Here is a 13,073-nt window from a genome sequence, read left to right as displayed (position 1 = left end):
ACACTGGCTATTGGTGCTCAGGCAAGTCCTAGCCGCGAAGACTAATCCTCTCGCTGGTGCTTCTCGATCCACTCCATGAGCTCCCCCTCGGAATGGGTACACAGGCGCTCTCCCGTGATTGGGTCTTGGACAGACCACCAGACCATGCCGCTGCCATCTACCCACTGCCGCACCCGCAGTTCATCGCAGGCCGCCAAGACTTCCTTCAAGCTCTGCCAAAGATGGCGCAGTCCTCTGAAGAGCGCTGAAGAGAAGGGATCCCTGCCGCCGTACTCGGCTGCCAGCTGCCGCTCTTCTTGTTTCAGCAGCTCCATCAAGCGGGTGTTGTTGGCCGCCCTAGCTGCTTCCAAACGACGGGCCAGGGAGGCTGCTATGTTTTGGCGATGGCGGGCCAGGAGACTTGTCCCCCTCATTTCAGCGATTGCACTCATAAGGCTGCTCTACATACCAGTACCTCTACACGATCAATCCTACCAAAAAATCTGTAGTCAAGGATACGAAAAGTGCAAAACCATCGGTCCTGCACGCTAACGTGCGGGATCCGATCCCAGTGCCCTGCCTGGGAGCTGCCGGAAGTTAATCCAACAAGGGGCCACCTGAGCAGCTCAGATCAATCGGCGGCTTCCCCGGACGGATTTAACGGGGGCTAATCCACAGGCAGCAAATTCAAGCGGAGCGGCAACCGGAGTTTTTCCGCGTCTTGCAGGAAAAAATGCTTGCAAGCCTACTTCCACGGAGCTGCCACAACTCGGAACGAGCCGACCAAAACAGCTTAGGCAGGAGGTGGAGAGGAAAAGGATGGGGGACTATCAACTTCAATGTAGCCTAACCCTCTCTTCTGGACGATGGTCCGTAGCTCCTGAATCAACTTTTGATCTTGGGAAGCGGTACGTGCTCCTGACTCGGCAGCCCATTCTTTCAAGCTTTGAATTTGGTCACGAGCAATGGCGGCTAGAGGAACCGTTTGGCGGGTGGTGCCCCAGGAGTAACGATACAGCCTGTTAAGGAACTAAGGGGCACAGTAGCAACACTTAGCAAACCAACTTCGGAAGCAGGACGGGTTGATAAGTAATAAAGAGGTCTCCACTATCTGCTCTATGCTACACTTCCCAGCTTCTAGCGAATGGGTTGGCATATCCCTCTCTCCTTCCTCTTGAATACTTGTATCCTATTTTTAATAGGCTGTAGCAACAATGTGAGTCTAAAGAAAGGTGTACTCGTCGTAAAGGGATCCCTTGAACAAAGCGCCGTTCAGGTTAGCTCCCCGCAGGTTGGTGCCCCGCAAGTCGGTTTGGCTCAAGTTGGCTTCCTGCAAGTCTGCTTCTCGCAAATCAGCTCCTCTTAAATCCGCTCCGGTCAAGTCCGCTTGCTGCAGGTAGGCTCGGCGCAAATACGCATCTGCAAGGTTAGCTCGGGCCAAGCTCCAGCCGGAACGCGGCTGGTTGAGAACCCGCCAAACTTGTTTCCACTTGGGATCCAATTGGGTCTGGGCGTCTAGGCGTGTCCCCTGCAGGACGGCCTGGCTGAGATCTGCCCCTTGTAGGTTGGCTGAGGTTAAGTCGGCCCCGCCGAGGTGGGCTTCGCGGAGATTGGCGCCGCGCAGATCGGCATGGACAAAGTTAGCCTCTCGCAAATTGGAGCCCTGCAAGTCCGCTTGCAGTAGGCGAGCTTGGCGCAGGTTAGCCTTTTGCAAGGAAGCCCTGCAGAGGATGACTTGGCTGAGGTCTGCATCGGCAAGGTTGGCTTCATCCAATTGGGCCGAGTGGAGATAGCCCCCGCAAAGATTTGCCTCCGACAGATCCCTGCCCACCAGATCTCGTCCTTCCTGCTCCCAGTTGAGGATTTGCCACACCTGGCGCCACTTTTCTGCAATTTGGGTCTCAGGGGTAAGGTGGGCGCTCCGCAGCAGGGATCCCCGCAAGTCCGCTCCCACGAGATTGGCCTGATGCAAATCGGCGTCAGCCAAAACGGCGCTGCTTAGGTTAGCCCCCATCAGGTTGGCTTGGCGCAAGTTGGCTTGCCGGAGATTGGCCTGGCTGAGGTTGGCATGGCTCAAGTCCGCCCCTTGCAGATGGGCTCCCTCAAGGCGGCTATGGCTGAGGTCAGCGTAACAAAGAATGGCTTCAGTTAGGCGGGCATTGTTCAAATCAGCAGCTTTTAGCTGGGCCCGCCATAGGTTAGCCTGACGTAGGTTTGCTCGACACAGATTGGCTTGTTCCAGGAAGGCTTGGCGCAGGTTGGCATTCACCAAGACAGTTCCCACCAAAATGGCCCGGCACAGAACTGCTTCAGCCAGACAAAGGCCAGAGAGGTCGGCCCCGCTGAGGAGGATCCCTTGCAGATCTGCTTGGTAAAGCCCCAGGGCGCTGAGATTCAGCTGCTTGAAATCCCGTTCCCCCTGAGCGTATTGGTGCAGCAGTTGCTGGACGGGGCTGAGCATGATTCCTTATCTACCAAATCCACCAGGAGATCCTGGCCGCGAACACAGACAGGGTAAGCCGATAGGTAGAGGGTGTTACGGCAGCCAAACCACTCGTAGCGGTGATCCCGGATCTGTTTGTAGCCCAGATCCCCCAGAAACTTCAAGCCAGGAAAGTTGCGGTACAGAGCCAGCCACACCTCCCCGCTCGGCAAAAGGGCGGCAATTTGTTCAATGGCAGCGGATCCCTGCCAGCGGCGCTCTGAGTGCTCCAGATCGATGAGAATCATCCCCAGCTCCACCTGCTCCGGTGGGATCCCCCATTGGGCCAGGGTAGAAGCATCTTGCATGGGGGCATAGCAAAACTGCCGTCCGCGATCCAGTTGCTCCAAGAGCTGAACGCCGGTGGCACAGAGGTTGCAGAGGCCGTCGTAGATAACCATGTAGGGCATGGTGGGATCCCTCAGGCGGGCTGACCCAAAATCTGTGCTTGGTACTGGGCTTCGGTAAGCAGTTGCCGAGGCTGCCGCTGCAGGAACACCCGACCCATCAGGTGATCGTATTCGTGCTGAAAGATCCGCGCCGGAAAATCCTGCCAGACCACCCTTTGCTGAACGCCTTCTGGAGTGTAATACTCCACCTCCACTTCGCGGGCGCGGGCCACCAGACCACGGCAATTGGGCACACTCAAGCAGCCTTCCCAACCCAGCACCTGTTCAGAACTGCAAGCCAGCAGACGGGGGTTAACCATCACCAGAGGCTGCATTTGCGGCGCTTCCGGGTAGCGGGGATTGGGACGAGAGGCCACGATCAGCACTTGGAGCAGGGATCCCACCTGAGGAGCAGCCAAGCCCACCCCCTGCGCCTCTTTCAGGGTAGCCAGCATGCCTTCTATAAGATCCTGCAAGGCCGGCGTTTTGAACTCCGTCACCGGCTCGGCCACTTGCGTCAGGATGGGATCCCCCAATTGGCGTAGGCGAAAAGTCATGGCTTGCCCCAAGCAATTCTTCTTCTCAGTCTAGCGGGGATCCCTGAGCAGCCTAGCGGCTCTTGCCAGTAGCCACCAGTTCCAGGGCCAGCTTGGAGCGCTTCAGCCCTTCTGGGATGGGGATGGGGTAGTGGCCGGTAAAGCAAGCGGAGCAGAACGAGTTGGGATCCCGGCCCGTGGCAGCCAGCATGCCTTCCCAGCTCAGGTAGGCCAAAGAATCCACTCCAATCTTCTCGGCGATTTCCTCTACGGAATGCTGGGCAGCAATCAACTGATCCTGGCTATCGGTATCGATACCGTAGAAGCAGGGATGGGTGACCGGGGGGCTGGAAATGCGCATGTGGACCTGGGTAGCCCCCGCCTGGCGCAGGGCCTTGACGATTTTCTGGCTGGTGGTACCCCGCACAATCGAGTCGTCCACAATAACAATCCGCTTCCCCCCCAGCACATCCTCCAGGGGGTTGAGCTTCATGCGAATGCCCCGCTCCCGCATGGATTGGGTGGGCTGAATAAAGGTGCGGCCCACGTAGCGATTTTTGATCAGCCCTTCGGTGTAAGGGATCCCCGACTGGCGAGCATAGCCAATGGCCGCCGGCGTGCCGGAATCGGGAACGGAGATCACCCAGTCGGCCTCTGCCGGAGCCTCCTTGGCCAGTTGTTCTCCCAGCCGCACCCGGTAGGAGTAGAGGCTTTCCCCGTGCATCCAACTGTCGGGGCGGGCGAAGTAGATCATCTCGAAGATGCACAACTTGGGGGTGGCCTCCGCCCAACGCACCGATTGCAGCCCCTGACGGCTGATCCACACCAACTCTCCCGGCTCCACCTGCCGCAGAGGGTCGGCCCCAATGATATCCAAAGCACAGGTTTCTGAAGCCAACACGTAATGCAGCGGCTCGGCCTCGGGGTGGCTGAGGGTGCCGTCGCTGCAGATGATCTCCAGCATCTCTGACTGCAGCAGCTCATCCAGAGCGGGGTTGCTGCTCAAAAGCCCCAACACCAGCGGACGCACCCCATAGGGATCCCGTGCCCCGATCAGGCCCTCTGGCGTGCCGATCACCAGACTAAAAGCCCCCTGACAGCGGCGCAAAGCTTGGCAAGTGGCCGCGATCCAATCTTGACCTTGGTTCACCGCCTGGGCAATGGCGTGGGCAATACACTCGGAGTCGGTGCTGCTGGTTAGGTGCCGGTCGGCGGCCTCCAGTTCCTTCCGCAGCTCTTCCGCATTGACCAAATTGCCGTTGTGGGCCAGAGCCAGCGGCCCCAGGCGAGTCTCCACGATCACCGGCTGAGCATTGGCCACACGGCTGGATCCAGTGGTGGAGTAGCGGGTGTGACCAACCGCCAGATCCCCGGTCAGTTGGGCCAAGTTCACTTCATCGAAGACCTGGGAGACCAAGCCCATCGCCTTGTGAACCCGGCAAAAGGATCCCTCAAAAGTGGCGATCCCTGCCGATTCTTGGCCGCGATGCTGCAAGGCAAATAGGCCAAAGTAGGCCAGCTTGGCCACCTCCTCTCCTGGAGCCAGGATGCCAAAGACCCCGCAAGCCTCTTGCAGCTCTTCCCGGGCATACCCCGCCCCGCTGATGTTTTCTGAGGGGTACAGGGCATCAACGCCAACGGCAGTCTGCCCCTCTGCTTCTCCACAGCCAGAAGATGGTTCTGCTCCCGCCCTTGCTGCCATGGATCCTCGTCTTGCTGTCACGCTTACCAGTCTAACTCGGCCCAGGTCATTCCCCTCTATCTGGCTTCACCCCCAAAGGGGGAGTCCACAGGTGGGGTTTGCAAAAAACTAATGCTCTATCTATAGTGTTAGCAGCGTGTGAGACGCTCCTGCTTTTGCGGCTGAGGAAGCAGGTTGGCCGGGTTTTTGAGTTGAATGCCACCGAAGCTCGGCTCTCCCAGAACCGGCAGGATCCCAAAGCTTTGTGTTGTGAGGAGTCAAACCCCATGAGACAGCAGCCCCATAGGTTCCGTCAGAGCTGGACGTTAGCAGCCTCCTCTGTAATAAGGGCCAGTATAGCCGCTCTTCTGTCGTTGTCACTTGTGGCTTGCCAAGAAGATGCCGGCGAACAGCCTGCGGTTACCATCACGCCGATAGCGGTGGTGGCTCCAACGCCCACTCCTTTCCTCATCCCCAGTCCTGTCCCTACGCCGCTGCCCACCCCTCTGCCTACCCCGACCCCCACTCCCCTCTTGAATCCTTTCCCCACTCCCAGCCCCTCTCCCACTGCTTCCTTTGCAGCAGAGCCGCCTTCGATTGCCGTGGTGGCCCTGACGGACGCGCGACAGACAGTACCCTTCAACGTGCTGGTGGCCGTGACGACTCCTGCAGGTTTGGGGGCCGGCATCAGCTTCCGGGTGGAAATCCGACAAAGCCCCCTCACCCTCACCTTTGATTTCACTGCCGCTGCCGTCGGCTGTCAGCCCAACAGCAGAGCCTGCATTGGCACCATCCCCATCACCATTCCCACTTCTGCTCCCACCGGGGATTATGAGGTGACGGCAATGGTGGCGGATACCCAGGGCCGAATTGCTTCGGCCAAAGCTCCTTTACGGGTGTTGCCTGCGCCCAGTCCCTCCCCCTCGCCAACGCCGACCGGCACCCCCAATCCCTTTCCCTCGGTATCCCCTTCGCCCAGACCCAGTCCCTCTCCCAGTCCTTCGCCGACGCCCAGCCCCAGAAGCTTCTAACTCCCTCAGGCAGTCTCTCTTGTCGATTCAGGACTAAGGTAGCTCTTGAAGAACTCGCTTCAGGGTGGCGATCAGGTGTTCAATATGGGCTTCCTCGATGATCAAAGGCGGGGAAAGGGCAATGGTATCACCTGTAGTGCGAATCAATACCCCCCGCTCGTAGCAGCGCAAAAACGCTTCAAAAGCCCGCGCTGTCGGTCGGCCAGGGATCCCTTCCAATTCAATTGCCCCCACCAAGCCGAGGTTGCGCACATCGATGACATGAGGCAAGCCCCGTAGGGAATGGAGAGCCTCCTCCCAGAGGGGAGCGAGGTTGGCAGCCCGCTCGAACAAGCCTTCTTCTCGATACAGGTTCAGGGTAGCCAAGCCGGCGGCACTGGCAACTGGGTGGCCGGAGTAGGTGTAGCCGTGGAAAAACTCGATGGGGCTCCAGGACAGCGTCCTGCTGTTGTCCCCTGGACGGTGCAGGTCATCAGCGGAACCAGCAGCCTCCATGAAGGCGCTGTAGATCTCTTGCTTGACGATCACTGCGCCCATCGGGATGGTGCCATTGGTGAGGCCCTTGGCACAGCAAATCAGATCCGGCACCACCCCAAAGTAATTGGCCGCAAAAGGGGATCCCAGACGCCCAAAGCCGGTGATCACCTCATCGAAGATGAGCAGAATGCCGTATTTGTCGCAAATGGCCCGCAGCTTTTCCAAATAGCCCACCGGCGGCAGCAACACCCCCGTTGAACCGGCAACCGGCTCTACGATCACCGCTGCAATCGTGCTGGCATCGTGGAGAGCGACGATCCGCTCCAAGTCTTCTGCCAAGTGGGATCCCCAGCGAGGCAGGCCGCGGCTAAAGGCGTTTTGCTCCAGGTTGTGGGTGTGGGGTAGGTGATCCACTCCGGGAATGAGGCTGCCGAAAAACTTGCGGTTGTTGGAGATGCCCCCGACCGAGATGCCCCCAAAGCCAACGCCGTGGTAGCCCCGTTCTCGGCCAATCAGCCGCTGCCGGGATCCCTGTCCGCGTAAGCGATGGTAGGCGATGGCCATTTTCAGGGCCGTATCCACCGCCTCAGAGCCAGAGTTGGTGAAAAAAACGTGATCCAGTCCGGCAGGGGTGAGCTGGATGAGCTGCTCCGCCAGTAGAAAGGCTTTGGGATGGCCCATCTGAAAAGCTGGGGCGTAGTCCAGTTGGGCCACCTGCTGTTGGATCGCTTCCACAATTGGGGGGCGGCAGTGGCCGGCATTCACACACCACAGCCCGGCAGTCCCATCTAGGATTTGGCGTCCATCGTGGCTGGTGTAATACATGTCTCGGGCGGCAACCAACAGGCGCGGGTTGGCTTTAAATTGCCGATTGGCCGTAAAGGGCATCCAAAAAGGCTCCAGATTCAGCTCCGCTTGCAGGGCGACGGCTGCTTTTTCCAGGGTTTCTTGCATGGCTGGCCCTCCGGCAGTAGACGAGATTTCAAGCTGGCGAAGATGGAATCCCTGGATATTGGATAATTTTGAAAGGGGCTCCATCCTGCTAACGGGAACGATAGAGCAATCCTAATCGGCCTGGGAGGCCTCTGGAAAGTTAGTATTTTCGCTCCTGAGGGGGAAACCGGGTGATCACCACGGGGCGATAGCTGATCTGAGGGGATCCCTCGCGAAAGGCAGCCAAGGTGTGTTGTAAAAACCGTTGATCATCCCGTTGGGGGTAATCTTCCCGCGCGTGGGAGCCACGGCTTTCCCGCCGTTCCAGGGCGCTGGCGAGGATCAAAGCCCCCACCGTCATGAGGTTGTCCAGCTCCAGCGCTTCGATCAGCTCGGTGTTCCACACCTTGCCCCGATCGTCCAAATGCAAATCCCGCTCGTAACGCTGGCGGATCTGCTGCCATTTTTGGATCCCTTCTTGGAGAACCGATTCGGTGCGGTAAACGCCGCAATGCTCGGTCATGCAATCTTGAAATTGCCGCCGCACCTGATCAATGCGGCTCTTCCCTGATCGTTCCAGGAGCCCGGCAATCCGGCTGGCGGCCTGTTTGAGTAGGGATCCCTCGTCCACTTTCGGCAAGGCTCGACCTCTGACGGCCTCTACCATGGCTGCCCCTGTGCGCCGCCCGAAAACAACGCACTCCAGGAGAGAGTTGCTGCCCAGCCGATTAGCCCCATGCACCGAAACACAGGCCGTTTCACCGGCAGCGAACAGCCCTTCCACACGGGTTTGGGCATCCCGCAGTACCTGCCCCTCCACCGTCACCGGGATCCCGCCCATGCAGTAGTGCACCGTCGGTCGCACTGGAATGGGATCGACAACCGCATCGATGCCCAAGTGGCGATGGGCCTCCTCCCAACAGAAGGGCAGCCGAGTGTGGATCTTTTCTGCCCCCAGATGCCGCAGGTCTAAGTAGACAAAATCTTTGCCGTCAATACCGCGCCCGGCCCGCACCTCCGTAACAATCGCCCGCGAGGTGATGTCCCGTGGGGCCAATTCCATCTGGCTGGGGGCATAGGCGGCCATAAAGCGCTCCCCCTTCCCATTGATCAGATAGGCCCCCTCTCCGCGCACTGCCTCTGAGATCAACACCCCCACCGGATACAGGCCCGTGGGATGAAACTGCACAAACTCCATATCCTGCAGAGGCAGGCCGGCCCGCGCCACCATTGCCATGCCATCGCCGGTGGAAGCAAAGTCGTTGGACGTGGAGTTGTAGATGCGCCCATAGCCGCCTGTAGCCAACATAACCGCCTTGGCCCGCAGCACTTCCAGCCGTCCGCTGGCCTGCTCCAACATCACTACGCCCTGGACTTGGTTGTCCTCCAGGATCAGATCCAGCACATACCATTCGCTGTAGAGTTTGACCCCAAAGCGCTTGAGGTTGCTCACCAACTCGTGTAGAATGGCCTGCCCAGTTTTGTCGGCGGCATAGCAGGTGCGCGGGTGGCTGTGTCCCCCAAAGGCCCGCTGGGCAATGCGGCCATCCGGCAGGCGGGAGAACAAGACCCCCAAGTGTTCTAGGTCGATGATCACCTCAGGGGCTTCCCGGGCTAGAATCTCCACCGCATCTTGATCCGCTAGGTAATCGGATCCCTTGACGGTATCGAAGGCATGAGCCTCCCAGGAATCTTGCGGATCAACATTTTGTAAGGCGGCGGCAATGCCCCCTTGGGCTGCTACCGAGTGGCTGCGAATGGGATGGGTTTTGGACACCAAGGCCAGGTCGAGGCTGGGATCCCGTCGCATAACCTCCAAAGCCGCTCGGCAACCGGCCAGCCCTCCCCCGATGATGACAATGTCGTGTTCCAGCATGGATGCAGGCAAGCTCTCGCAAAGGATTCCGCCACAGCCAGGATGGCGTTTTCCCATTATGGCCGGCCCCAGCAGCCTCTCCAGCAGCAGCTGAGTATAGCTCGTTATCAGCAGCGGTGCGGTGCCGTAGGCTTACCACTTTCTGCTGTAAACTACCCGACTCCGACCGCTAAAGCGGTACGGAGCGGGCTTTCAGTAGCCCTGAGCCTGCTCTGCTCCACCAGAGAACAAAACAGGCCCGAACCTCTAGGCTGGTTTACGGCAGCCCCCAAAAGCGCAATCACCTTCGCACCGTTAAAATCTGCATCCCCTTCCCAACCGCAGTGCCCGCATTTGAACTGCTTACCCTTGCGATAGGATTGAGCGGAGTCGGGATGAATACGCAGGCACTTGTGGCAGATCTGCGAGGTATAGGCCGCAGGGACAGCTACCACTTTGACACCCGCCCTCACAGCCTTGTATTCGATAAACCGCCGCAGCTGGTAGAACGCCCAGCTATTGCTACGCCGCCGCTCCTCACGACTGCGGGGCTGCCGGTTGGTACGCCCCCGGATGCCGCTCAAGTCCTCAATTGCAATGCAGGCAGAAAGAGATTTTGCTGTTTTAACGATGCGCTTAGCGATACTGTGCTTCACCCAAGCTTGAAAGCGTCTCTCTTTGCCAGACAGCCGTTGCAGCAGTTGACGGCATCGCCGCCTGCAACTGCGGGTGCCCTTACTGGCCTTGCGCTGAAGAGACGCTCTTAACCGACAGTAGTGATCTCGGACTTTGTTCAGCTGCTGTCCATTCCAGTTGTCTCCTTCGGAGGTATGTGCAATGTCTCGCCGTCCCAGGTCAACACCAATCACCTTGTCGGTGTTCTGTTGCTTGGGGGGCTCTGCCTCGACACAAATCTGGATGGAGTAGGAGCCGTCTTTGCGCTGGACTAGGGTGGCCGATTTGGGGTTAGAGCCAGCCAGCATTCCCCTCTGGTAGTTGCCAATGGCTAGCTCAAAGCGTTCTCTTCCATCAACCGTGGCAAGCGACACTGTCCAGTCTTTCTCGCGAAACGAGAAGATACGTGCATCGTAGGTAACGAACCTACGCTTGAACTCTTTAACTGGACGGTTGCGCTGTCTCGCCACTTTGCGAGCGCCTGCCACCCGTCTGCAGACCTGCTGGGCCAGATTACTGGACAAGCCAAACCGAGCGCGAATCTGGTAATAGCAAAGGGACTGGAGTTTGACTGCGTTGACTACTTTTTCTGGTGTGTTTTGGTTGACCCAGTTCAACGCCTGCACAAAGGCATCCATTGTCGCATCCAACTTTGCGGCTTGCGACTGGGACACCTTGAGCTTGCAGGGGACGGTCAGGACTTGGGTCATGGTTCTATCATAACTTCCGCATTCCTCCCGACACTGACCCTACGGGTACAGTGCGGGGCTCCTGCGATTTCTAGCTGACGAACAGCTTTAAGTTGCATCGCTTCCTAACTTCCCTCTTCCCCTGGGAGTGGTCGCGGAAGCAGCGCGGAACGCTTGGGGAGTGTCCCAATCCAGTTTGGAATGGCTATGGCTTGCATGGCGAAGCCATACACTGTTGCCCAGGGCTGCAGCGATTGCATCCTGCTCGTTGCCAAACAGAATGGCAGTATCCCGCAAAGCTCTGATCTCTGACGCTGCGAAACTTCGGGTCTTTGCTCTCTCGAAAGGCCAACCCTGCCTCTTGAATGGCGTTCCGCTTGAGGTGGCAGGGATCCTCTCTCACCCACTGCGGCAGGTCAGTGCAGGATGATGTCCCCCAGCTTTCTGGCTGTTTTTGGAGCCCCCTGCTATCGCGAACGGCACAGCCGGTCTTTGTGGGCAACCACAAACGTATGCAAGCAGACACCAAAGTAATGGCCGGATTAGAGTCAGGCTCCTCTAGCGGGCCAGGTACCGTTCCAAGCGTCCCTGGAAAAATGACAAGATTAACGTCAGCAGCCAGTACCACAGCGCTGCCACCACCAAAGCCTCAAAAAAATGTTGGCGCGGCAAACCCGCCTGTCGAGCCCGGCCCATCAACTCCTGCAAAGCAATGGCGCTGGCCAGGGCAGTGTCTTTCTGCATGGCGATGAATTGGTTGCCAATGTCGGGTAGGACAATTCGGAAAGCTTGCGGCAAAATGATGCACCACAGGGTTTGCCAGGGCTTAAGCCCCAGGGCATAGGCAGCTTCCCGCTGCCCAATGGGAATGGCTTGGATCCCGGCCCGGAAGATCTCGCTCATGTAGGCGCCATAGTTCAGGCTCAAGGCCAGCACTGCCGAAGTGAACGAGCCGAACACCAGACCCAGTTGCGGCAAAGCCTGGTAGATGAACAAAAACTGCAGAAATAGAGGTGTGCCCCGCATCAACGAGACATACAGAGCGGAGAGGCTGCTCAGAGGGGCAATCTGGGAGAGGCCCGCCAGTGCCGACAAAAAGGCCAAGGTGGTGGCACAGAGGATGGAGACCAAGGACAGTTGAAAAGTAGTGCCCACCCCTTGCGAGATGAACCACCACCACTCGCGCACAAAGTTGCCGTTGAGACGCAAGGTACGGATGGGGATCCCGGCCAACTCCAACTGTACCCCGCTGAAGGTGAACAGCAACAACAGCAGCCACAAAACCAACCACAACCCCTGGGCCACCGGGAACGGGATCCCTTTTCGAATCCGGGGCGGTGGGTAAATGGGCTGCTCCAGTGGGATAGAGTCTTTGCTCACTCAGCTTTTTTCGTCAGATCAATGCCGTAATACCGCTTCGAGAGGGCTGTTAGCGTGCCGTCGGCGTGCATGGATTCTAAAATTTCGTTAATTTTGGCTTGCAAGCTCTCGGAAGGGGCAGGGCTGGAGCGATCCAAGGCCACAGCCAAGGCTTCATAGTAGACCGGATCCCCCAGAGTTTTCAGGGGCAGTCCTTCCCGAATGGCGTTTTCAGCCGTCGGCAAAGCTGTCAAGACTGCATCCAGGCGGGTGCCATCCCCCAGTGCCAAATCCTGCAGAGCCAGGCTATCGGTGTCGTAGATGCGAATGTCCACCCGCGGGGCCGGAACTTGGATGGTCTCTCCTTCCAGGGTGAGGTTGCCCTCCAGGTAGGCTTGATAGGTGGTGGCGGTGCCCACCCCAACTCGCTTTCCTTCCAAGGCGGCGATATCTGTCAAGGTCGAGGCTTGGTGGACCACGAAGCTGGCGGGGGTGTAGTAGTAGGGAATGGTAAACAGCAGAGCTTTCTGGCGCTCGGCAGTCACGGTCATCGACCCGACATTGACATCCCAGCGGCCATTCCAAGATCCGGCGGTGATGACATCGAAGTTGATATCCAGAAACTCAGCCTCTACCCCCAAGCGCTTGGCGATCTCGCGCGCCACATCCACGTCAAATCCTTCCCAACTGCCGTCAGGGTTGCGGTAGCTCTGAGGCCGGTAATTGGAGTCGGTGGAAATCCGGAGCACCCCCCGCTCTTGAACTTGAGCCAACAAATCGCTACCTTGGGCCAGCAGGGATCCCTGGTGTGCACTTAAAGCCCAGCATCCGGCCAGGGTCAAGCAAAGGGCTTGTAGGGATCGGCGTCGAGAAACAGACATCGGCAAAACCTCAGATGAAGGTGAAGGGCAAACCCATTGGAATCCATCCAAGCTATCCAAGGCTGTCACAATTCCCGTTGCAAGGTAGTATCACCTGACACTGCCG

Annotated in this window: 11 protein-coding genes and 2 pseudogenes; 1 reads left to right on the top strand and 12 read right to left on the bottom strand. The window is 58.4% G+C overall.

What is annotated here, in order from left to right; all coding sequences use genetic code 11:
• Nucleotides 1-41 precede the first annotated feature (41 nt).
• The 6 genes and pseudogenes from CYB_RS10175 to purF all read right to left on the bottom strand — a co-directional run bounded on the left by CYB_RS10175 (nt 42) and on the right by purF (nt 5,088).
• Nucleotides 42-431: a hypothetical protein gene (locus CYB_RS10175; RefSeq protein WP_148202750.1), complete on the bottom strand. Its 390-nt coding sequence runs from the start codon at nt 429-431 to the stop codon at nt 42-44.
• Between the two features lie 578 nt (nt 432-1,009).
• A pseudogene (locus CYB_RS14930) lies at nt 1,010-1,111 on the bottom strand (IS630 family transposase); the annotation flags it as partial.
• Nucleotides 1,112-1,201: 90 nt separating this feature from the next.
• The gene (locus tag CYB_RS14120; protein ID WP_011433715.1) at nt 1,202-2,440 is read right to left on the bottom strand and encodes a pentapeptide repeat-containing protein; all 1,239 of its coding nucleotides are present in this window, start codon (nt 2,438-2,440) and stop codon (nt 1,202-1,204) included.
• Entirely contained in the window at nt 2,374-2,871 is a 498-nt protein-coding gene (locus CYB_RS10160) for a thiol-disulfide oxidoreductase DCC family protein (protein ID WP_011433714.1), read from the bottom strand. Before CYB_RS10160 ends, CYB_RS14120 begins: the two co-directional genes overlap by 67 nt.
• A gap of 11 nt (nt 2,872-2,882) precedes the next feature.
• Nucleotides 2,883-3,407, bottom strand: a complete 525-nt coding sequence (def, locus tag CYB_RS10155; RefSeq protein WP_011433713.1) for a peptide deformylase — start codon at nt 3,405-3,407, stop codon at nt 2,883-2,885.
• Between the two features lie 52 nt (nt 3,408-3,459).
• Nucleotides 3,460-5,088 (bottom strand): amidophosphoribosyltransferase, encoded by a 1,629-nt coding sequence (gene purF, locus CYB_RS10150; protein ID WP_011433712.1) that lies wholly within the window; start codon nt 5,086-5,088, stop codon nt 3,460-3,462.
• Between the two features lie 353 nt (nt 5,089-5,441).
• On the opposite strand from purF, the gene CYB_RS14925 reads away from it, so the two are divergent.
• Nucleotides 5,442-6,098 carry a hypothetical protein gene (locus CYB_RS14925; RefSeq protein WP_148202749.1) on the top strand — a complete coding sequence of 219 codons (657 nt, stop codon included), beginning with the start codon at nt 5,442-5,444 and terminating at the stop codon, nt 6,096-6,098.
• A 33-nt stretch (nt 6,099-6,131) separates the two neighbouring features.
• Here CYB_RS14925 and CYB_RS10140 read toward each other — a convergent pair whose 3' ends face one another.
• From CYB_RS10140 to CYB_RS10120, 6 genes and pseudogenes are all read right to left on the bottom strand, one after another.
• Nucleotides 6,132-7,529 (bottom strand): aspartate aminotransferase family protein, encoded by a 1,398-nt coding sequence (locus CYB_RS10140; protein ID WP_011433709.1) that lies wholly within the window; start codon nt 7,527-7,529, stop codon nt 6,132-6,134.
• 139 nt (nt 7,530-7,668) lie between these two features.
• Nucleotides 7,669-9,384: a succinate dehydrogenase/fumarate reductase flavoprotein subunit gene (locus CYB_RS10135; RefSeq protein ID WP_011433708.1), complete on the bottom strand. Its 1,716-nt coding sequence runs from the start codon at nt 9,382-9,384 to the stop codon at nt 7,669-7,671.
• Nucleotides 9,385-9,536: 152 nt separating this feature from the next.
• Complete coding sequence (locus CYB_RS10130) at nt 9,537-10,748, bottom strand: RNA-guided endonuclease InsQ/TnpB family protein (protein WP_011433707.1); 1,212 nt, start codon at nt 10,746-10,748, stop codon at nt 9,537-9,539.
• Between the two features lie 277 nt (nt 10,749-11,025).
• A pseudogene (locus CYB_RS15690) lies at nt 11,026-11,191 on the bottom strand (RNA-guided endonuclease TnpB family protein); the annotation flags it as partial.
• A gap of 94 nt (nt 11,192-11,285) precedes the next feature.
• Nucleotides 11,286-12,107 carry an amino acid ABC transporter permease gene (locus CYB_RS10125; RefSeq protein WP_148202748.1) on the bottom strand — a complete coding sequence of 274 codons (822 nt, stop codon included), beginning with the start codon at nt 12,105-12,107 and terminating at the stop codon, nt 11,286-11,288.
• A complete protein-coding gene (locus CYB_RS10120; RefSeq protein WP_011433705.1) occupies nt 12,104-12,967 on the bottom strand; it encodes an ABC transporter substrate-binding protein in 864 nt (287 codons plus the stop codon). Before CYB_RS10120 ends, CYB_RS10125 begins: the two co-directional genes overlap by 4 nt.
• Nucleotides 12,968-13,073 lie beyond the last annotated feature (106 nt).

This window comes from Synechococcus sp. JA-2-3B'a(2-13) (genome assembly GCF_000013225.1).
Taxonomy (GTDB): domain Bacteria; phylum Cyanobacteriota; class Cyanobacteriia; order Thermostichales; family Thermostichaceae; genus Thermostichus.
Note: the sequence above shows the minus strand (reverse complement) of the source record. Positions and strands in the feature narration are given on the sequence as shown.

Bases quoted from the DNA above. Each gene is read 5' to 3' on its own strand.
- CYB_RS10175 (WP_148202750.1), bottom strand. From the start codon at position 431: ATGAGTGCAATCGCTGAAATGAGGGGGACAAGTCTCCTGGCCCGCCAT.
- CYB_RS14120 (WP_011433715.1), bottom strand. From the start codon at position 2,440: ATGCTCAGCCCCGTCCAGCAACTGCTGCACCAATACGCTCAGGGGGAA.
- CYB_RS10160 (WP_011433714.1), bottom strand. From the start codon at position 2,871: ATGCCCTACATGGTTATCTACGACGGCCTCTGCAACCTCTGTGCCACC.
- def (WP_011433713.1), bottom strand. From the start codon at position 3,407: ATGACTTTTCGCCTACGCCAATTGGGGGATCCCATCCTGACGCAAGTG.
- purF (WP_011433712.1), bottom strand. From the start codon at position 5,088: ATGGCAGCAAGGGCGGGAGCAGAACCATCTTCTGGCTGTGGAGAAGCA.
- CYB_RS10140 (WP_011433709.1), bottom strand. From the start codon at position 7,529: ATGCAAGAAACCCTGGAAAAAGCAGCCGTCGCCCTGCAAGCGGAGCTG.
- CYB_RS10135 (WP_011433708.1), bottom strand. From the start codon at position 9,384: ATGCTGGAACACGACATTGTCATCATCGGGGGAGGGCTGGCCGGTTGC.
- CYB_RS10130 (WP_011433707.1), bottom strand. From the start codon at position 10,748: ATGACCCAAGTCCTGACCGTCCCCTGCAAGCTCAAGGTGTCCCAGTCG.
- CYB_RS10120 (WP_011433705.1), bottom strand. From the start codon at position 12,967: ATGTCTGTTTCTCGACGCCGATCCCTACAAGCCCTTTGCTTGACCCTG.